Below are 17,921 nucleotides of genomic sequence, written 5' to 3'. Positions count from 1 at the left end.
ATGCGGAGCACAATTCCGCGAAACCGCCGTCAAATCCCTAAATGATCACCACACGATGCGCATTGCATGACGTTGCGCCGCTTGAACTCTTTACGCGATGCAATGGTCCGGTGCAGACGAGCGGCGCAAGGAGCCGCCGAGCCATTCATCGCGAAACAATCCAGGAGAAATGGATGAAGTTGGTGAAGACCTCGATGATCGCCTGCGCTCTGTCGGCCCTCATTGCGACACCTGTCCTCGCGCAAAGCGCGCCACCCACCGCCAAGCCAGGCGGCACCGTGCAAGGCAAACCCATGCAAGGCAGCACCATGGGCAGTGGCGACGAGGAGATGAATGCTCAGCCGGGCGCAGCCGGTGAGAAGACCGGCATGAAGTCGACCAAAGGCACCAGGGGCACGGTCGGCACCACGGGCAATGCTACGCACAAGGGAACAGCCGACGATGCCGCGACGGGCGGCGCAGCCCCGTCCAAACGTTACTAGTCTCGCCGGGTGAATCGGCAAAGCTCCGGTCGCGTCGCGGCCGGAGCTCTTTGCCGCGCCAGTTAGTCGTCGAAGCTCCGGCCGCGTCCCGCCTTGACGTCACTGCGGCGCTTCTTGCCCTCGAGTCGGCGCTGCTTGGAGGCGAAGGTCGGCCGCGTCGCGCGCCGCGGCGTCGGCCTGATCATCGCCTCGCGCAGCATCTCCGTGAGACGGTCGATGGCATCCTGGCGGTTGCGCTCCTGGGTGCGGAAGCGCTGCGCCTGGATCACGATGACGCCGTCCTTGGTCATGCGCTGGCCGGCAAGGCGCGCAAGCCGCAGGGCCGCGTCCTCCGGCAAGGTCAGCTTGCGCGTGTCGAAGCGCAGCTGTGCCGAGGTCGCGACCTTGTTGACGTTCTGCCCGCCCGGGCCGGAGGCGCGGACAAAACCGATCTCGATATCGTCCTCGTCGATGACGAGATTGCGGGATATCCGCAGCATGTAGGCACCATCCGTGATGTCTGGACATATCGCGGACGTTCAGGTTCGGCAATGGTGCTCATGCAAACGCAAATGGCCGGGACGAGCCCGGCCATTCAGGGAGCGTGTGGAGAACAGATCAGTTCGACTTCGGCGTCGCAGCCGCCGGTTGCGCCGCGGCCTGCGGGGCGCGGCCGACGACGACGGTGAGGAGGCCCTGGCCCCAGAGGCGTTTGGCGGCCGCCTTGGCGTCGTCCAGCGTCACGGCGTCGACGATGGCGTTGCGCTTCTCGATATAGTCGATCGGCAGCTTGTCCTGCTGATATTGCAGCAGCGCCTGTGCCAATTTGGATGAGGTGTCGAGCGCCAGCATCTGCGAGCCCTTGAGGTAGGACTTGGCCTCGTCGAGCTCCTTCTGCGTCGGGCCCTCCTCGGCCATGCGGCGCACCTCCTTCTCGATGGCGTCGATGGTGTCGCCGGCGCGGTCGGCGCGCGTGCCGGTGTTGCCGATGAAGATCGCCGAATGCTCCATCCAGAGCAGCGATTCGAACACCGAATAGGCCAGCCCACGCTTCTCGCGGACCTCGCGATAGAGCCGGGAGGACAAGCCGCCGCCGCCGAGGATGTGGTTGACGACATAGGCCGCCATGAAGTTCGGATCGCTGCGCTTCACCCCGGGACCGCCGAAGGTGATCACGGTCTGCGGCACGTCGAGCGTCACGAAGGCGCGTTGCGGGGGCTTTGCAGCCTCGACGTCGGGAACCGGAGTCAGATTGGCCTTGGCAGGCAGGCTACCGAAGGTGTGGTCGAGCAGCTTGCCCAGGGTCGCCGGATCGACGTCGCCAACGACGGCGATCTTCAGACCGTCCTTGGCGAGGACGCGGCCGACATAATCCCTCATGTCGGCGACCGTGATGGTCGGCACGCTGTCGAGGTTGCCGTTGGTCTGCCGGCCGTAGGGATGCTCGCCGAAGGCGACTTCCAGGAACTTGCGGCTCGCCAGCGAGGTCGGATTGGTGGTCTCGCGACGCAGGCCCGAGATGACCTGCGAGCGGATGCGTTCGACGTCGGCGGTGTTGAAATGCGGCGAGGTCAGCGCGCCCCTGAGCAGATCGAAGGCCTCATCCTTGTTGTCGCGCAGCATGCGCAGGCTGCCGCGAAACGTATCGCGGGTGGCGTTGAAGGAGAGCTCGATGGCGCGGCGGTCGAGCCGTTCATGGAACGACTTGGAGTCGAGATCGCCGGAGCCTTCGTCGAGGAGATCACCGACCAGATTGGCGACGCCCGGCTTGTCCTTGGGGTCCTGGGACGAGCCGCCGGCGAAGGAATATTCCATCGCGATCAGCGGCACGGTCGCGTCCTGCACGAACCAGGCTTCGATGCCGCCGGGCGAGATCAGGCGCTGGATTTTTGCAGCGGCATGTGACGGCGAGACGGCGGCGAGCGCGAGCGCCGCGCCGGTGGCAAGGGAGAATGCAACGCGTCGAAGGAAGGGATAGGTCACGAACGCTTCTCCTCGCGCTTGACGGTGGCGGTGTCCTTGATCAGATAGCCCGTCACCGAGCGCTTCTTCTCGAGCCATTTCTGCGCGACGGCGCGAACCTGCTCGGCGGTGACGGCGCGGATGCGGTCGGGCCAGCTCCTGATGTCCTCGATCGACAGGCCCGTGGTCAGCGCGCCGCCGTACCAGCGCGCCAGTACCGTCTGATTGTCCTGGGCGTAGATCGCCTCGGCAATGAGCTGGGTCTTCACGCGTTCCAGATCGTCGGCGCGGATCGGGTTCTGCGCAACGCTGGCAATGACACCGTCGACCGCCTGCTCCACTTCTGCGAAGCTGACGCCGGGCCTCGGCGCGGCCGAGATCGCGAACTGGGTCGGGTCGAGCGAGATGCTCGAATAGCTGGCGTTGGCGGAGACCGCGAGCGGCTTGTCGACGACGAGCGCGCGGTAGAGATAGGAATTGCTGCCGCTGCCCATCAGCTGCGCCAGCACGTCGAGGGCAGCGCTCTCGCCGGCTGCCGCCGTGGTCGCGGAGGGCACTAGATAGTAGCGCCGCATGCTCGGCTGCTCGACGCGCGGGTCGGCCAGCGTGACCGTGCGCGGGGCGGCGGGCTCCGGCTCCTGCGGACGGACGCGGCGTGCCGGGATGGCCGGCTGCGCCGGGATCGAGCCGAAATTGCGCTCGACCAGCGGGCGGATTTCGGCGGCGTCGACGTCACCGGCGATCACCAGGATCGCGTTGTTCGGCGCATAAAAGCGGCGATAGAAGGCGAGCGCATCCTCGCGATCGAGCTTTTCGATCTCCTGATGCCAGCCGATCACCGGACGCCCGTAGGGATGGTTGAGATAGAGCGCGGCCATGATCTGCTCGTTCAGCCGCGCATCCGGATTGTTGGCGACGCGCATATTGTACTCTTCGAGCACGACGTCGCGCTCGGGCAGCACGTTCTCGTCCTTGAGGACGAGGCCCGTCATGCGGTCGGCCTCGAACTCCATCATGGTCGGCAGCTGCTCTTTCGGCACGCGCTGGTAGTAATTGGTGTAATCGACCGAGGTCGAGGCGTTCTCGTTGCCGCCGACGCGAAGCACGGTCTGGGAGAATTCTCCGGCCGGATGCTTCGAGGTACCCTTGAACATCAGGTGCTCGAGGAAATGCGCCAGCCCGGACTTGCCGGGGGTCTCGTCCGCCGAGCCGACCTTGTACCAGATCATCTCGGTGACGACGGGCGTGCGGTGATCCGGGATCACCACGACCTGCATGCCGTTGCTGAGCGTGAAGCTGGCTGGCGGAGCCGATGTTACCGTGGTCTGGGCGAGGGACGTGCCGGCGGAGAGGACACTCGTCGAAAGCAGCGCGGCAAGGAGGCAGGCAGCCGATCGGTAAGAGGACATCATGATCCTTTTGGAAGGCCGAGCCCGGATGTCCGGCTCGGAGGCACGGCATGCTACACCGTGCGGCTGAGGCTTCGCGTCACGAAGCAGAGAACGCATCTCGCAGGCAAGTTACTGATAGGCAATTTACGGCTGCGCCGGGCGCGCAGGCGCCGGCCTCGCTCTTGTCAGGATGTCGCAGTGGACAGGAACGCTATTGTTCCTTCTCCTTGCCGGACATGATGTCGTAATACATCCGCCGCGACTTGTCCGGCCCGGCGCCATAGGCGTAGTTCGGCGACGGCGTCTGGTAGCCCGGCGGCGGCTCGACCAGCGACTGGCGCGGCGGCTCCGACGTGAACTCCTTGGACTCGGAGCTGGCGCCGCCCTTCATCATGTTCCACAGACCGCCGGTGAAACCGAGCTCGGCGGGGCTCATCGACGGGTTGCCGTTGGTGCCCGGCTGAATCGGATCGTTGCTCGTGCGGGGTGCTGCGGCGACCTGGCCGGCCTTCATCTCGGCAGGCGTCAGCGGCTGGGCGGCCTGCCAGCTCTCCGTTGCCTTGGTGGCCTTCTTGCGCGCGGCGATGGCTTCCTTGCGGCGCTTTTCTTCGGGGTCCTTGGGCCAGTTCGGCGCAGCCTTGGCTTCGGTCGCAGGCGGCGGCAGGTCGAGCTTGGGCGGCACCACCAGCGGCGAGCGCTCGCGGTATTCGATGCCCTTCTTTTCCATGCTCTTGGCGCCGATGCCGGACATCAGATTGTCGATGAGCCTCTCTTCGAAGGTCATATCGTCTTCCTCGTCGTCGTCGTCACCGGCGCGGGCCGCGCCGGTCGACATGACGAGACCGATGCCAAGTGCGACAGCGGACAATTTCAATGCCCGCCAGAGCCCCCACCGGAGGTCTCGCACCATCGAATCGCTGGTCATCGCGCTGCGCATTGCTGTACCTGTTCCATATTGTGGCAGATCGCCGCGCGCACGCGGCTCTCATCCTCGCAAAGGCCGGGTTCCACCGCCGGTCCGTATCGGCCGGGATCAGGGCGCTTTTGCGGCGGGTACCCCCAGGAAGGAATCATACAATAGCGCCGCCACCCCAGCAACGATGGCCACGTCCGCGAGGTTAAACACATACCAATTATAGGTTTTTCCGGCGATCTCGATGTGGAGCAGGGCGAAATCCACCACCGCGCCATAGGCCAGGCGGTCGATGCCGTTACCGATGGCGCCGCCGATGATCAGGCCGAGCGCGATCGTAGCAAGCATGGTGTGCGAGCGGGCCATCCAGATCGCCAGCGCGACCACCGCGATACCTTTGACGGCCATCAGCGCGAGCTGCGCCGCCTGGCTGTCGTTCTGAAGCCAGCCGAAGCTGATTCCGATGTTCCAGGCCAGCACCAGGTCGAAGAAGGGCGTCACCCGCACCGCGCCGCGACCGGCGAGGTCGAACACGTTCAGGAGCCAGAGCTTCGAGGCCTGGTCGGCCACCAGCGTGACCATTGCCGCGAGGATGCCGGCGCGGAGCGGGGTCATGGTCGACCGATCAGACGCTCACCCCAAGCGCCTTCCATTCGCGCAGCGCCTTCGCATCGCGCGGGGTGACGTCGGGGTATTCAGGGTCCTCGCCGACCATCGGCGAAATCTTCCAGGAGCGGGCGCATTTGGTGCCGACCGCCTTCTCCACCACGACCGCAACGCCGGGCACGGCATCGAGACGGAACGCCGAAGCCGGCGCCTCACCCTCCCGCACCTCGTAGTTCGACGTGATGCAGATCTCGGCAAGATCGGTGTCGAACAGCGTCATCAGCATGTCGCGGTCGGCGACATAGATCACCGGCGACGCCTCGAGCGAGGAGCCGATGTTCTTGGCGGCGCGTTCGAGCTCGAGCGCCCCGGTGACGACGCGGCGGACGTTGCGGATCGTCTCCCATTTTGCGGCGAGCCTGTCGTCGCGCAGGTCTTCCAGGTCGGTCGGGAACAGCGTCAGATGCACGGACGGCTCGGCGTCGGGCCGGTACATGCGCCAGCCTTCTTCTGCGGTGAAGCTGAGGATCGGCGCCAGCCATTTCAGGATCGAGGCGCACAACAGGTCGATGGTCGTCAGCGCCGCCTTGCGCGTCAGCGAAGAGGGCGGATCGCAATAAAGCGTGTCCTTGCGGATGTCGAAGTAGAACGCCGAGAGCTCGCTGTTCAGGAAGGCGGACAGGATCGCGACCACGGTCTTGTAGTCGAACTCCCGATAGGCCTTGCCGATCGCGCTGGCGCGCACCGCGAGCTCGTGCAGCATCAGGCGCTCCAGCTCGGGCATCTCGGCGGGCGCGACTGCGTCGGCCGGCTTGTAGTGGTGCAGCGTGCCCAGCATCCAGCGTACGGTGTTGCGCAGTTTGCGATAGGTCTCGACGGTGTTCTTCAGGATCTCGGGGCCGATGCGCTGGTCGTCGGTGTAGTCGCTGGATGCGACCCAGAGTCTCAGGATGTCGGCGCCGGAGTCCTTGATGACGGACTGCGGCTCGATGGTGTTGCCGAGCGATTTCGACATCTTGCGGCCGTCCTCGGCCTGGGTGAAGCCGTGGGTCAGCACGATGTCGTAAGGCGCGCGGCCGCGCGTGCCGCAGCTTTCCAGCAGCGAGGAGTGGAACCAGCCGCGATGCTGGTCCGAGCCTTCCAGGTACATCACCGTGTCGGTGCCGCCGTCGACCTTGCGCTTGATGCCTGACAACCCCGGGAAATGCACGGGGTCTTCCAGCACGAAGGCGTGGGTCGAGCCTGAATCGAACCAGACGTCGAGGATGTCGTCGACCTTCTGCCAGTCCTCGCTCGCGCGTGATCCGAGGAAGCGCTCGCGCGCGCCCGTCGCGTACCAGGCGTCGGCGCCTTCCTTCTCGAAGGCTTCGCCGATGCGTGCATTGACGGCCTCGTCCTGGAGGATCTCGGCGGAGCCGTCACCCTTCTCGCGCACGAACACGGCGATCGGTACGCCCCAGGCGCGCTGGCGCGAGATCACCCAATCCGGCCGCGCCTCGATCATGCCGTTGATCCGATTCTCGCCCGACGGCGGCACCCACTGCGTCACCGAGATCGCGTGCAGCGCGCGGGCGCGCAGCGTGTCGCCGGCCTTGGTCTTGCCGCCCACCGCGATGTCCTTATCCATGGCGATGAACCATTGCGGCGTGTTGCGGAAGATCACCGGCTTCTTGGAGCGCCAGGAGTGCGGATATTGATGCTTCAGCCGGCCGCGCGCGAGCAGCATGCCTCTGTCGACGAGCGCCTTGATCACGGCCTCGTTGGCATCGCCCTTCTCGCCCTTGTCGGTGATGACGCGCTTGCCGGCAAAGCCGGGCGCATGATCGGTGTAGGCGCCGTTCTCGTCGACGGTGTAGGGGATCGCGGTGTTGATGCCGCGCGCGTCGAGATCGCGCGCCTGCGCCGTCCAGACATCGAAGTCCTCGCGGCCGTGGCCGGGCGCCGTGTGCACGAAGCCGGTGCCGGTGTCATCGGTGACATGGTCGCCGGGCAGCAGCGGCACGACGAAGTCATAGCCGCCGCCAAGGCCCTTCAGCGGATGGGCACATTCGATCGCGTCCATGGTGTCGCCGGGGACGTCGCGGACTTTCTCAAAAGCCGTCACGCGCGCCTGCTTGAACACCTCTTCCGCGAGCGCGTTGGCAAGGATGAGGAGGTCGCCGGTCTTGGCCCAATTGTCGGCGGGCGCGTCCGTCACCTTGTAGAGGCCGTAGGCGATCTTCGGCGAGAACGAGATGGCGCGGTTGCCGGGCAGGGTCCAGGGCGTGGTGGTCCAGATCACGACGCTTGCGGAGGCGAGCGCGCCGTGCGCGGGCGAGGTCACCGGGAATTTCACCCAAACCGTATCGGAGGTGTGGTCCTCGTACTCAACCTCGGCTTCGGCCAGCGCGGTCTTCTCGACCACGCTCCACATCACCGGCTTGGAGCCGCGATAGAGCGTGCCGTTGGCCGCGAACTTCATCAGCTCGCGTGCGATCTGGGCTTCGGCGGGATAGCTCATGGTGGCGTAGGGATGGTCCCAGTCGCCGATCACCCCCAGGCGCTTGAACTCCTCACGCTGCACGCCAAGCCAGTGCGTGGCATAGGCGCGGCACTCCTTGCGGAAATCGATCATGGCGGCAGAGTCGCGGAAGTCGGGCTTCTGCTTGCCCTTCTTGCGATAATGCTCCTCCTCGACCTTCCACTCGATCGGCAGGCCGTGGCAGTCCCAGCCGGGCACGTAGTTGGAATCGAAGCCGAGCATCTGCTGGCTCTTGGTGACGAGATCCTTCAGGATCTTGTTCAGCGCCGTGCCGATATGGATGTTGCCGTTGGCATAGGGCGGCCCGTCATGCAGCACGAACTTGGCGCGGCCCTTCGCAGCTTGGCGCAGCTTCTCGTAGAGCCCGATCTCGTACCAGCGCTTGAGGATCTCAGGCTCGCGCTGCGGCAGGCCGGCGCGCATCGGGAATTCGGTCTGCGGCAGGAACAGGGTTTTCGAATAGTCTTTGGCTTCAGGCTTTTGGGACTTCTGCGGCTTTTCGGACATGAGGCTGACTGGCTCGGAAGGGCGCGGGAAGGGATCGCGATGCGGAATCGCGGGAGTGAAACGACAAAATCCCGGTCTTGCGCCGAGCCAAAGGCTCAGGCGGAAGCCGGGCCGCTAATCCCTATGATGCGCCGCGCAAACATGGGCTCTCCATAGCAGGGGGGCGGAGGAAGCGCAAAGGGTGAGATGCCGGACAGGGTGCAGTTGCGGTTTTCCTCAAAGACGCTAATTTATTGAAGCAAGGAGAGAATTTCATGAACGCCGCGCCGCTTGCCGAGGTGTTGGAAGAGCTGAAGGAGCTACGGAGGCACGGGGGAGCCGATAACGGCGTACTCTCCAAGGCTGAGCAACGTCTACGGGTCTTTTCGACTGAAATGGCTTCCGCCGTGGGCGGTCCGGGGCGCGAGGCACTGGTCCGGCTACTCGATATCAGCACGCTCGCGACCCGAGTTTTCGGTGACGCGGAGAGAGCCGAAGCCTGGCTGACCAGGCCAAATACCTCCCTCTCGAGTCAAAGGCCGCTCGATCTGGTGAAGGATGAGCTTGGCGCCGCGGTCGTGCGGGAAATGCTGGAACAGATCGATCACGGAATCTTTGCCTGAGCCCGCCATATGGAGCTCTGGCGAATTTCGAACTACGTCGATCTGTCCGGGATTGGCGGACTGAGGGCCGCTGGCCGGTGGCATTCGCAGGGCCGGCGGATCGTTTATCTTGCCGATCACCCGTCAAGCGCATTGCTGGAGATGCTAGTCCATATGGACCGGGATCTCATCCCGCCCACCTATCAGTTGCTGCGCATCGCAGTGCCCGACGAAATCGTCGTCGAGACCGTCAAATCTGAGTTGCCAACGGATTGGCGGACCCAAACGATGGTCAGCCGAGAGATTGGGGATGGCTGGCTCGACCGGTCGGTTAGTGCGCTCTTGCAAGTGCCCTCCGCGATCAGTGCACGGGGAGACAATTTTCTCCTAAACCCCGCGCATCCGGATGCCGCGCATGTCAGCATTAGCGAAGTGATCCACGCGCCGTTCGATCCACGCCTGCTCGCGTGATCGGAATGCTTAATCGATCACGCCCAGCCGCGGAAACGCATCCGGGGCGGCGGCGAGCATGGCGCGGGCGCGGGCGGAATCGTCGTCCATCTGGCGGATAAGGGCCTCCAGGCTGTCGAATTTCAGCTCTTCGCGGATGAAGCCGATGAAGGCGCAGTCGAGGAGCTGCCCGTAGAGGTCGCCCTTGAAGTCGAACAGGAAGATCTCCAGGAGCGGGGCGCCATTGTCGAAGGTCGGACGGCGGCCGAAGCTGGCCACGCCGTCGAGCCGCTCGGCACCGCGGCCGACCCGCACCGCGTAGATGCCGTGCTTGAGCCCGCAATTGGCGTCCAGGCGGATGTTGGCGGTGGGATAGCCGAGATCGCGGCCGCGCTTTTCGCCATGGATGACCTCGCCCGTAATGAACCAGGGCCCGCCCAGCATGGTGGTCGCGTCGTCGAGCTGGCCCTCGGCGAGGGCGATCCGGATCGCGCTGGAGGAGACGGGCCGCTCGTCGATATCGACGTGCGGTTGCACGTCGACCTCGATGCCGAGCCGGGGCGCCTCGTTGACGAGAAGGCTCGGCGAGCCGACCCGGCCCTTGCCGAAATGGAAGTCGTAACCGACCGCGATGCCGCTGACGCCGAGGCGCCCGATCAGGTCATGGTGAATGAAATCTTGCGCGCCGGTTCCGGCACGCGCCTTGTCGAAGGTCATGACCACGGCGCCGGCCAGCCCGGTGCCGGCCAACAGCCGCAGCTTGGCCCGCTCGTCCGTCAGGCGGAACTGCGGGGTGTTGGGGCTGAAAAACCGCCGCGGATGCGGCTCGAAGGTCAATGCCAGCGCAGGGCGGCCATGCGTCCGGCCCATCTCCAGCGCTGCCGCGATCACTGCGCGATGGCCAAGATGAACGCCGTCGAAATTGCCCATGGCAACCACGGCGCCCCTCGGAATCGCGGAATCCGGCGTTGTATCGCGAATGACGGTAAAAGGCGGAGCCATCAGGGGAATTCTCGAACCGGGCAGGACCGGCCCGGACCGTGGCGCGACCGGCCGTGCGAAGTCAAGCGGCGGGGCGGGCAGACATTGAACACGATTTCAGTCCTTTGGCGATGTCCGCAATTAACGCGCTGTTTAACGCCTTGATGCTAGTCCTTGAGGCGTGGAACTGCCGGGCTCCGGCCTGGCAGGTCCGATCCTAATATTCCTGGGTTTGCGTTGGGGGAGTCGAGATGGCGGTTGATTTGTCGATGCCGGTTCTGGTGGTGGATGACTACAGCACCATGATCCGTATCATCCGGAATCTGCTGAAGCAGCTTGGCTTCGAGAACATCGATGATGCCAGCGACGGTTCGGCAGCGCTGAACAAGATGCGTGGCAAGAAGTACGGGCTCGTGATCTCCGACTGGAACATGGAGCCGATGACGGGCTACGACCTGCTGCGCGAAGTCCGCGCGGATCCGAACCTCGCCACCACGCCTTTCATCATGATCACGGCGGAATCCAAGACCGAGAACGTGATCGCGGCCAAGAAGGCCGGCGTGAACAACTACATCGTCAAGCCGTTCAATGCGGCGACGCTGAAGACCAAGATCGAAGCGGTCTTCCCGGACATGGCGAGCGCGTAAGCGCGATCGTGTCCCGGACAAGGCGCGGCACGTCAGTGACGCGACGCCGAGCCGGGATCCAGTCTATCCACGATATCGCTTGCGGCTTATGGGCCCCGGCTCTGCAGCTCTTCGAGCTGCGTCCGGGGCACGACATTTTCTACCACTTCAATTCGCGCATCAGCGCCTTCGGCGGGTGGCCGAACAATTCCACGACCGATGTCGGGTCGAGCTGGTCAAGTCCCTCGAACTCCTCGGCATGGATGCCGCGGGTCACGAACAGGCAGTCGATGCCGAATTCGCGCGCGCCGGTCAGGTCGGTGCGGACAGAATCCCCGATCGCCAGCACCTTCCTGCGGTCGATCTGGTTGCCCTGGCGTTCCCCGGCGAGTGACATGGCGCGCTCGTAGATCGGCCGGTGCGGCTTGCCATAGAAGATCACCTCGCCGCCGAGCTCACGGTAGAGCTCCGCGATCGCGCCGGCGCAATAGATCAGCCGGTCGCCACGCTCCACCACGATGTCGGGGTTGGCGCAGACCAGCGTCAGCTTGCGCTCGCGCGCCTTCAGCATCATGCCGCGATAGTCTTCCGCCGTCTCGGTCTCGTCGTCATAGAGGCCGGTGCAGACAATGTAGTCGGCTTCCTCCAGCGGCGCGGTCACCGCATCGAGGCCGCGGTAGATCGAGTTGTCGCGCTCGGGGCCGAGCCAGAACATCTTGCGGCCGGGATGCTCGGCGACATAGAGCCTGGTCAGGTCGCCTGAAGATACGATCGCGTCATAGGTCTCATCGGGGACACCGAGCTTGCGCAATTGCCGCTGGACGGAGTCGGCCGGGCGCGGCGCGTTGGTGATCAGGATCACCGTACCGCCGCGGCTGCGATAGGTGTGCAGCGCCTCGCAGGCTTCGGGGAAGGATTCCAGCCCGTTATGGACCACGCCCCAGATGTCGCTGAGCACGACGTCCACACCGCCCACGAGCTCGCGCAGGCCTTCGGCAAAATGTAGCGTAGTCATGATCTGCGTGGCCGATCAGATGCGGCGCGCGAGCGCCGCGTTGCCGGTGATGCGCTGTGGCGGAGGCGCAGAAGACGTCGCGCCTGAGCTGGGTGTGCCGGAGCCATGAGGTCCCTGAATGTCTTTCGTCTGGTTCGGCGAGGCCCCGGCGGTAGCAGATGGCCCCTCCGGCCGCAATGGCCGCGGCGGCGCGAACAGGAACCCCTGTCCGAAGCGCACATCGTAGTCGAGCAGGTCGACCACCGCGCGCTCGCCCTCGATCCGCTCGGCGATCAGGTCGATGCCGAAGCGGCCGAGCAGGTCGGAGAGATCGGAGGGGTGGATGTCCGAGGTCGAGGCCTGCCTGGGATCGAGCAGCAGCGTGGCCGGCACCTTGATGAAGCGTACCCCGCGATCGGCCAGTTCGCGCGGCTCGATGCGCAGATCCGTGACATGGTCGATCGAGAAACGGAAGCCGCGCTGGGCGAGCGCCGCGAGATTCTCGGTCTCGGCGGGGCCGAGATTGCGGAACGTCGACTGCTTGAACTCCAGCACCAGGGAGGGCGCCAGCGCCCGGTTGGCTTCGAGGAAGTCGAGGCATTGCGCGAAGGTGGTGGAATTGCCGAGCGTGGAGGCTGCGAGGTTGCAGAACACGCCGACGTCCTTGTTGCGCACCATCAGGCGCCGCAGCACCTGCACGCAGCGCAACATCACCATGTTGTCGATGCGGCCGATCAAGCCCGAAGCTTCCGCGATGCTGATGAACTCCTCGGCGGCGATCAGCTGGTCGCGCTCGTCGCGCAGGCGCGTCACCGCCTCGTAGAACCGCACCTTGCGCTGCGGCAGCGTCACCATCGGCTGCAGGAATATGTCGATGCGGTTCTCGTCGATTGCATTGCGCAGCGTCGCCAGCATCTGGGTCTGGCTGCGTCCATTGCCGCTCTGAACCGGGGTGGCGGGCTGGGCCTGGACCGCCGACGCCGGCCGGGGCGGCACGGGAAGTGGGGGAGCGGCGACCGGCTTCTCCTCGAAGGGGGCAGCCAGATCGATCGGCGTCTCCGGCTCGGGCCTCATGACCGGGGCGGGGGCCGGCGCGTGGCCGGCCAGCAGATCCTCATGGGCCGACACGGTGGTGGCAAGCTGCCTGACCAATCCGCCGAGTTCGTTGATCTCGCCGATCACCGACTGGACGCGGTCGGAGTTGGCCGAATTGGACGAGGCGATGCGGCCCTCGATCGCGGCAAGCCGGCGGCCGAACTCGGCCACCTGTCGGGCGAGGTCGGCGGTGCCCCGCGAGAGGTCGGCGATCTGCCCGCCGACGTCGCTGCGGTCGCGCAGCCGCATCGACACCGCGTTGTAGAGGATCAGGAACGTCAGCGCGGTCAGCGCGACGATGGCCGATTCCGTTCCGCTGATGCCGGCGACCGAATAGAGCACGAGCCCGAGCGAGGCCGCGACCAGGACCATGCAGATGGCGATGAAGATCGTCGAAATGCGAATCATGCCGCGCGTTATGCCTCAAGAGCTGACTGCTTCACCGGGAAAACACGGGTCGCGCTCCAACCCGTCACGGCTCATGCTCCCCCAAGCAATGCATGACCCTAACATCATTGTTGATTCGAGGGGATAGTGACTGTCCGGCAGCCTGCATCAGGTCCGCCGCCGGCTCCCGTCCGGAAATCAAGGCGTTCTCAGCGCAAAATAACGCTGCTCTCAAGGCCAGCGGGCCGCATGCGCCCTATCGTCCCGGCGTTTTCAACCCCAGGAGATTTGCCCATGTCGACATCCGCAGCCCTCAAGCAGCCCACATCCCAGCCTGACCTTGGCGCCGTCAAGCAGCGCCAGCACGGCGCCTGGTCGTCGGGCGACTATGCCGTTGTCGGCACCACCTTGCAGATCGTCGGCGAACAGCTCTGCGAGGCAGCCGACTTGCGCGCCGGCAGCAAGGTGCTCGACGTCGCCGCCGGCAACGGCAATGCCACGCTGGCCGCGGCGCGGCGCTGGTGTGACGTCACATCCACCGACTACGTGCCGGCATTGCTCAAGCGCGGGCAGGAGCGCGCGGCGGCCGAACATCTCAAGGTCGAGTTCCGCGAGGCGGATGCCGAAGCGTTGCCGTTTGCCGATGCCACCTTCGACGTCGTGCTCTCGACCTTCGGCGTGATGTTCACGCCGGATCAGGACAAGGCCGCCTCCGAGCTCGCGCGGGTCTGCAGGTCCGGCGGCAAAATCGGCCTCGCCAACTGGACGCCGGAAGGTTTCATCGGCCAGCTGTTCAAGACCATCGGCAGGCATTTGCCGCCGCCGGCGGGGGTGAAGTCACCGGCGCTGTGGGGCACGGCTGCGCGGCTGGAAGAGATGTTCGGAACCCAGGCTTCCGAGATTGCCGCCGAGCCGCGCATGTTCGTGTTCCGCTACCGCTCGCCGGACCACTGGCTCGACATCTTCAAGACCTTCTACGGGCCTACGCTGAAGGCGTTTGCCGCGCTCGACGCGAGCGGCCAGGCTGCACTGAAGCGCGACCTGCTGGCGCTGCTCGGGGAGTTCAACCACGCCGACGACGGCACGATCGTGGTGCACAGCGAATATCTGGAAGCCGTGATCACCAGGCGCTGAGGCCCAGGATGCGGTCGGGCCGGCTCCGGCCTGACCGCACTGATCAGAATGGCGCGGTGGCGCCGACCGTGTCGGCCGAGACGGCTTCGCGGGTGCCGAGCGGTTTCGGCCGCCCGGTGGTCGTGTCGCGCAGCGTCTGCCGCTCGATCTCCGAATTCAGCTCGGCGCCGAACATGATGACGATCGCCGACATCCACATCCACATCATCAGGCCGATCGCAGCGCCCAGAGAGCCGTACGTCGCGTTGTAATTGGCGAATTCCGAGAGGTACCAGGAGAGCAGGGCAGAACCGGCGATCCAGAGGATCGCGGCCGTCACGGCGCCGAGGCTCAGCCATTGCCAGCGCGGCGCGTCACGGCTGGGAGCGAAGCGGTAGAGGATGGCGAGTGCGACGAGCAGGATCAGGAACAGCAGCGGCCATCGTGCCAGCGCCACGATCAGCCTGCTTTCAGGCGCCAGGCCGAGATGATTGAGCGCAAGCGGGAAGGCGACGACGGCCCCCACCATCAACAGCAGCGCCACGATGCCGCCGACGGTAAAGGCCAGCGAGACCATGTTCAGCTGGATGAAGCTGCGCTTCTCGCGTTCCTCGTAGGCGACGTTGAGGGCGTCGAAGATCGCCTTGACACCGGCATTGGCACTCCAGATCGCAAGCAGCAGGCCGAACAGGAACGTGACACCCAACGTGGCGGTGCCGTTCGATACCACGCGCGCAATCTGTTCCTCGACGATCTGGAACGAGCCCTCGGGCAGCATGGTTGCAAGCGTGTGGAGGTTGGCGCTGATCGTCGCCGGGTTCGCGAACAGGCCATAAGAGGAAACGAGCGCCGTGACTGCGGGGAAGATGGCGAGCAGCCCGAAGAAGACGACGCCGCCCGCCGTCGCGAGCAGGCGATCCTCGTCGATGCGCTGGTAGGTCCGCCAGAAGATATCCTTCCAACCCGCCCAGGGGATCGTGAACGGGCTCTTCGCCTGGCGGCCCCGGCCGGGCTGCGTCGCCGCGCCGGCCGGGTGCGTTTCCGGTGAGTTCGCTTCGCGCTTACGGTGGTCTTGCGGGGGCCCCGGCCGGATCAGTCCCGAATCCTGAAAGTAGCGCTCCGCCGTCAGCACGAAAACGGCCGTCGCCGCCACCAGCAGCCAGGAGTCGATCTGCTCGGAGCGCCGCGCCGGCATCATGCATCCAGACTGTGCCTGTGGCGCCGCCGGCGGGCGGCCGTCAGCCCGACCAAACCGACGGCTGCGAGCATCAGGCCGAGCTGCACGGGGCGGTTGGCGCGGACCGGCCAGGCTTTGCCGTGATAAGCCTTGCCGTCACCAGCCTTGCTGTCGTGACCACGTTCACCCGGCGCAAGCGGCACGAGGGGAATCGTCGTTGCGACCTCCTTTACCGCCTGCTTGACCGTTCCACGTGGGATCCGCGGCGTCGCGACCGCCACGCGCAGACGGCTCGCAAGCGGCACGATCGGCTTGGCCTTGCGTTTCATCTGCGCCATTGCCACCCCGGCACAGACCGCAGCCAGCACCAGCAGCAGGGCGCCGACGGCACCAAATCCCCAGAATTGGCCGTAAGTGATCGCGATCCAGCGGTACAGGGCGATCAGTCCGACGAAAAATGCTGCGACAACGAACAGGCCCGCGACCGCGAACAGTCCGCCGGCCACCGCGTAAGATGTCACCCTGCCGGTTGCGCGGCCGGTGTGGTCACGCAAATAGGATTGAGCGGCGCGTTTGACGTGATTGAGCTTGAGCGCCATGCCGGCGCGCAGCAATTCGCCCGATGGCGCGAGCATGCGGACATCCTCCGAGAGCGAGAAAATTCCTCGGGGGATGAACGTGGCGGTATTTGACTTGTTCCGACGGAGCGGGATCCGCCGTGCTGAATCAGCCGAGATCGGCGGCTGCGATCCAGAACACCTCGCCTTCGGAATCCTCGGTGTCCAGCCAGAGCAGCGGCAGCTCCGGAAAGGCTTCGTCGACCAGCTCGCGGCCGCGGCCGATCTCGCAGATCAACCCGCCATCCGGCGTCAGGTGATCGGGCGCATCGCGCAGGATGCGGCGCACCACGTCGAGACCGTCGGCGCCGCCATCGAAGGCGAGCTTCGGCTCGGCCCGGCACTCCGGCGGCAACGCCGCCATGCCCTCCGCGTCGACGTAGGGCGGGTTGGTGATGATCAGGTCGTATCTGTTGTCGCCGAGCGGGGTGAACAGGTCGCCGCGATAGAGGTTGATCCGATCCTCCAGCCCGTATTCGCCGACATTGCGCGCGGCGACTTCAAGCGCCCCCTTGGAGATGTCGACGGCATCGATGGTGGCGTTCGGGAAATGATGCGCGGCGAGGATCGCGAGGCATCCCGATCCCGTGCAGAGGTCGAGCACGCGCGCGACCGCCGTGGGGTCGTCGATCAGCGAGCCGGCCTCGCCCTCGCTGCCGAAATGCGAATCCAGGAGCTCGCCGATGAAGGAGCGCGGAACGATGACGCGCTCGTCGACATAGAAGGGCAGGCCGCGCATATAGATCTTGTTGACGAGATAGGCGGCCGGTTTGCGCGTGGTGACGCGCTTGTGGATCAGGTCGAGCAGCATCTTGCTCTCGGCGGCGGTGACGCGGGCATTGGCGAAGACCTCGAACTGTTCGGGATTGAGATGCAGCGCCTCGCAGACCAGGAAGGCGGCTTCCGCGACCGGATCGGTGGTGCCGTGGGCAAAAGCGAGCCTGGCTTCGACGAAGCGGCTGACCGCATAGCGGACGAAGTCGAGCAGCGTGAGAAGCTCGCCGCGCCCGACTTTCGCAAGCCTCGGCGCGGCGCGGCCGCGCGGGGGTCTCTTGGAGGCTTTTGCCATCAGGATTTGGTCCAGCGCGCGGCGGCTTCGTCGTCGCGGGTGTGGGCCTCGACCCAGCCCGTGCCGGTCGCGCTCTCTTCCTTCTTCCAGAACGGCGCACTGGTCTTGAGATAGTCCATCAGGAACTCGGCCGCCTGGAACGCGGCCTGTCGGTGCTGCGAGGCGGTCAGCACCAGCACGATGTTCTGGCCCGGCATGAAGCGGCCGACGCGGTGAATCACCGTGACGCCGTTCAGCGGCCACCGCGAGGTCGCCTCGTCGACATGGCGCCCGATCTCTTCTTCCGCCATGCCCGGATAATGTTCGAGCGTCAGCGCGGCGACCTTGGCGCTGTCCTCGTCGGCGCGGCAGATGCCGGAGAAGCTCACGACCGCGCCGATGTCAGTGCGGCTGTCCGTCAGGAGCGCGATCTCGCGCGCGATGTCGAAATCGCCCTCCTGGATGCGGATGGTGACGGGGCAGGTCATGAG

18 protein-coding genes are annotated in these 17,921 nt (G+C 65.5%); 5 read left to right on the top strand and 13 right to left on the bottom strand.

What is annotated here, in order from left to right; genetic code table 11:
* Positions 1 to 173: 173 nt before the first annotated feature.
* Positions 174 to 482, top strand: coding sequence for a hypothetical protein (locus EDE08_RS12380; protein WP_131869170.1), 309 nt, complete (start codon positions 174 to 176; stop codon positions 480 to 482).
* A gap of 62 nt (positions 483 to 544) precedes the next feature.
* Here the strand turns inward: EDE08_RS12380 and arfB are convergent, their stop codons facing one another.
* The 6 genes from arfB to ileS form a co-directional block, all read right to left on the bottom strand.
* The gene (arfB, locus tag EDE08_RS12375; RefSeq protein ID WP_028176613.1) at positions 545 to 961 is read right to left on the bottom strand and encodes an alternative ribosome rescue aminoacyl-tRNA hydrolase ArfB; all 417 of its coding nucleotides are present in this window, start codon (positions 959 to 961) and stop codon (positions 545 to 547) included.
* 118 nt (positions 962 to 1,079) lie between these two features.
* The gene (locus EDE08_RS12370) at positions 1,080 to 2,444 is read right to left on the bottom strand and encodes a M16 family metallopeptidase (RefSeq protein WP_165935887.1); all 1,365 of its coding nucleotides are present in this window, start codon (positions 2,442 to 2,444) and stop codon (positions 1,080 to 1,082) included.
* On the bottom strand, positions 2,441 to 3,835 hold the full coding sequence (locus EDE08_RS12365; protein ID WP_502700591.1) for a M16 family metallopeptidase: 1,395 nt from the start codon (positions 3,833 to 3,835) through the stop codon (positions 2,441 to 2,443). Before EDE08_RS12365 ends, EDE08_RS12370 begins: the two co-directional genes overlap by 4 nt.
* Positions 3,836 to 4,025: 190 nt before the next feature.
* Positions 4,026 to 4,751, bottom strand: coding sequence for a hypothetical protein (locus EDE08_RS12360; RefSeq protein ID WP_131869172.1), 726 nt, complete (start codon positions 4,749 to 4,751; stop codon positions 4,026 to 4,028).
* A 96-nt stretch (positions 4,752 to 4,847) separates the two neighbouring features.
* Positions 4,848 to 5,342 carry a signal peptidase II gene (gene lspA, locus EDE08_RS12355; RefSeq protein ID WP_028176617.1) on the bottom strand — a complete coding sequence of 165 codons (495 nt, stop codon included), beginning with the start codon at positions 5,340 to 5,342 and terminating at the stop codon, positions 4,848 to 4,850.
* 10 nt (positions 5,343 to 5,352) lie between these two features.
* Positions 5,353 to 8,361 carry an isoleucine--tRNA ligase gene (ileS, locus tag EDE08_RS12350; protein ID WP_131869173.1) on the bottom strand — a complete coding sequence of 1,003 codons (3,009 nt, stop codon included), beginning with the start codon at positions 8,359 to 8,361 and terminating at the stop codon, positions 5,353 to 5,355.
* 254 nt (positions 8,362 to 8,615) lie between these two features.
* Here ileS and EDE08_RS12345 point away from each other — a divergent pair, with 254 nt between their 5' ends.
* Together EDE08_RS12345 and EDE08_RS12340 are read left to right on the top strand one after the other, a co-directional pair.
* Positions 8,616 to 8,963, top strand: a complete 348-nt coding sequence (locus EDE08_RS12345) for an MbcA/ParS/Xre antitoxin family protein (protein ID WP_131869174.1) — start codon at positions 8,616 to 8,618, stop codon at positions 8,961 to 8,963.
* Positions 8,964 to 8,972: 9 nt separating this feature from the next.
* The gene (locus EDE08_RS12340) at positions 8,973 to 9,413 is read left to right on the top strand and encodes an RES family NAD+ phosphorylase (RefSeq protein WP_131869175.1); all 441 of its coding nucleotides are present in this window, start codon (positions 8,973 to 8,975) and stop codon (positions 9,411 to 9,413) included.
* 9 nt (positions 9,414 to 9,422) lie between these two features.
* Here EDE08_RS12340 and EDE08_RS12335 read toward each other — a convergent pair whose 3' ends face one another.
* Positions 9,423 to 10,394 carry a bifunctional riboflavin kinase/FAD synthetase gene (locus EDE08_RS12335; RefSeq protein ID WP_131869176.1) on the bottom strand — a complete coding sequence of 324 codons (972 nt, stop codon included), beginning with the start codon at positions 10,392 to 10,394 and terminating at the stop codon, positions 9,423 to 9,425.
* A gap of 230 nt (positions 10,395 to 10,624) precedes the next feature.
* On the opposite strand from EDE08_RS12335, the gene EDE08_RS12330 reads away from it, so the two are divergent.
* Positions 10,625 to 11,020 (top strand): response regulator, encoded by a 396-nt coding sequence (locus EDE08_RS12330; protein ID WP_008567674.1) that lies wholly within the window; start codon positions 10,625 to 10,627, stop codon positions 11,018 to 11,020.
* 139 nt (positions 11,021 to 11,159) lie between these two features.
* Here the strand turns inward: EDE08_RS12330 and EDE08_RS12325 are convergent, their stop codons facing one another.
* Positions 11,160 to 12,014 carry a TIGR01459 family HAD-type hydrolase gene (locus EDE08_RS12325; protein ID WP_131869177.1) on the bottom strand — a complete coding sequence of 285 codons (855 nt, stop codon included), beginning with the start codon at positions 12,012 to 12,014 and terminating at the stop codon, positions 11,160 to 11,162.
* A gap of 15 nt (positions 12,015 to 12,029) precedes the next feature.
* On the bottom strand, positions 12,030 to 13,496 hold the full coding sequence (locus EDE08_RS12320) for an EAL domain-containing protein (protein WP_131869178.1): 1,467 nt from the start codon (positions 13,494 to 13,496) through the stop codon (positions 12,030 to 12,032).
* A 273-nt stretch (positions 13,497 to 13,769) separates the two neighbouring features.
* Here EDE08_RS12320 and EDE08_RS12315 point away from each other — a divergent pair, with 273 nt between their 5' ends.
* On the top strand, positions 13,770 to 14,609 hold the full coding sequence (locus tag EDE08_RS12315) for a class I SAM-dependent methyltransferase (protein ID WP_131869179.1): 840 nt from the start codon (positions 13,770 to 13,772) through the stop codon (positions 14,607 to 14,609).
* Positions 14,610 to 14,652: 43 nt separating this feature from the next.
* Here the strand turns inward: EDE08_RS12315 and EDE08_RS12310 are convergent, their stop codons facing one another.
* The 4 genes from EDE08_RS12310 to EDE08_RS12295 form a co-directional block, all read right to left on the bottom strand.
* Positions 14,653 to 15,783, bottom strand: coding sequence for a YihY/virulence factor BrkB family protein (locus tag EDE08_RS12310; RefSeq protein ID WP_131869180.1), 1,131 nt, complete (start codon positions 15,781 to 15,783; stop codon positions 14,653 to 14,655).
* Entirely contained in the window at positions 15,783 to 16,400 is a 618-nt protein-coding gene (locus tag EDE08_RS12305; protein WP_131869181.1) for a phage holin family protein, read from the bottom strand. Before EDE08_RS12305 ends, EDE08_RS12310 begins: the two co-directional genes overlap by 1 nt.
* A 91-nt stretch (positions 16,401 to 16,491) precedes the next feature.
* Positions 16,492 to 17,451 (bottom strand): 50S ribosomal protein L3 N(5)-glutamine methyltransferase, encoded by a 960-nt coding sequence (gene prmB, locus EDE08_RS12300; protein ID WP_131869182.1) that lies wholly within the window; start codon positions 17,449 to 17,451, stop codon positions 16,492 to 16,494.
* Complete coding sequence (locus EDE08_RS12295) at positions 17,451 to 17,918, bottom strand: molybdenum cofactor biosynthesis protein MoaE (RefSeq protein ID WP_131869183.1); 468 nt, start codon at positions 17,916 to 17,918, stop codon at positions 17,451 to 17,453. Before EDE08_RS12295 ends, prmB begins: the two co-directional genes overlap by 1 nt.
* Positions 17,919 to 17,921: the final 3 nt, after the last annotated feature.

It is taken from the genome of Bradyrhizobium sp. R2.2-H, assembly GCF_004346455.1.
GTDB lineage: Bacteria > Pseudomonadota > Alphaproteobacteria > Rhizobiales > Xanthobacteraceae > Bradyrhizobium > Bradyrhizobium diversitatis.
The sequence above is the reverse complement of the archived record's forward strand: the minus strand, read 5'-3'. Positions and strand labels throughout refer to the sequence as shown.

Bases quoted from the DNA above. Each gene is read 5' to 3' on its own strand.
- EDE08_RS12335 (WP_131869176.1), bottom strand. From the start codon at position 10,394: ATGGCTCCGCCTTTTACCGTCATTCGCGATACAACGCCGGATTCCGCG.
- EDE08_RS12315 (WP_131869179.1), top strand. From the start codon at position 13,770: ATGTCGACATCCGCAGCCCTCAAGCAGCCCACATCCCAGCCTGACCTT.
- EDE08_RS12340 (WP_131869175.1), top strand. From the start codon at position 8,973: ATGGAGCTCTGGCGAATTTCGAACTACGTCGATCTGTCCGGGATTGGC.
- lspA (WP_028176617.1), bottom strand. From the start codon at position 5,342: ATGACCCCGCTCCGCGCCGGCATCCTCGCGGCAATGGTCACGCTGGTG.
- ileS (WP_131869173.1), bottom strand. From the start codon at position 8,361: ATGTCCGAAAAGCCGCAGAAGTCCCAAAAGCCTGAAGCCAAAGACTAT.
- EDE08_RS12360 (WP_131869172.1), bottom strand. From the start codon at position 4,751: ATGCGCAGCGCGATGACCAGCGATTCGATGGTGCGAGACCTCCGGTGG.
- EDE08_RS12295 (WP_131869183.1), bottom strand. From the start codon at position 17,918: ATGACCTGCCCCGTCACCATCCGCATCCAGGAGGGCGATTTCGACATC.
- EDE08_RS12365 (WP_502700591.1), bottom strand. From the start codon at position 3,835: ATGATGTCCTCTTACCGATCGGCTGCCTGCCTCCTTGCCGCGCTGCTT.
- EDE08_RS12345 (WP_131869174.1), top strand. From the start codon at position 8,616: ATGAACGCCGCGCCGCTTGCCGAGGTGTTGGAAGAGCTGAAGGAGCTA.
- EDE08_RS12320 (WP_131869178.1), bottom strand. From the start codon at position 13,496: ATGATTCGCATTTCGACGATCTTCATCGCCATCTGCATGGTCCTGGTC.
- EDE08_RS12330 (WP_008567674.1), top strand. From the start codon at position 10,625: ATGGCGGTTGATTTGTCGATGCCGGTTCTGGTGGTGGATGACTACAGC.
- EDE08_RS12325 (WP_131869177.1), bottom strand. From the start codon at position 12,014: ATGACTACGCTACATTTTGCCGAAGGCCTGCGCGAGCTCGTGGGCGGT.
- EDE08_RS12305 (WP_131869181.1), bottom strand. From the start codon at position 16,400: ATGCTCGCGCCATCGGGCGAATTGCTGCGCGCCGGCATGGCGCTCAAG.
- EDE08_RS12310 (WP_131869180.1), bottom strand. From the start codon at position 15,783: ATGCCGGCGCGGCGCTCCGAGCAGATCGACTCCTGGCTGCTGGTGGCG.
- prmB (WP_131869182.1), bottom strand. From the start codon at position 17,451: ATGGCAAAAGCCTCCAAGAGACCCCCGCGCGGCCGCGCCGCGCCGAGG.
- EDE08_RS12380 (WP_131869170.1), top strand. From the start codon at position 174: ATGAAGTTGGTGAAGACCTCGATGATCGCCTGCGCTCTGTCGGCCCTC.
- arfB (WP_028176613.1), bottom strand. From the start codon at position 961: ATGCTGCGGATATCCCGCAATCTCGTCATCGACGAGGACGATATCGAG.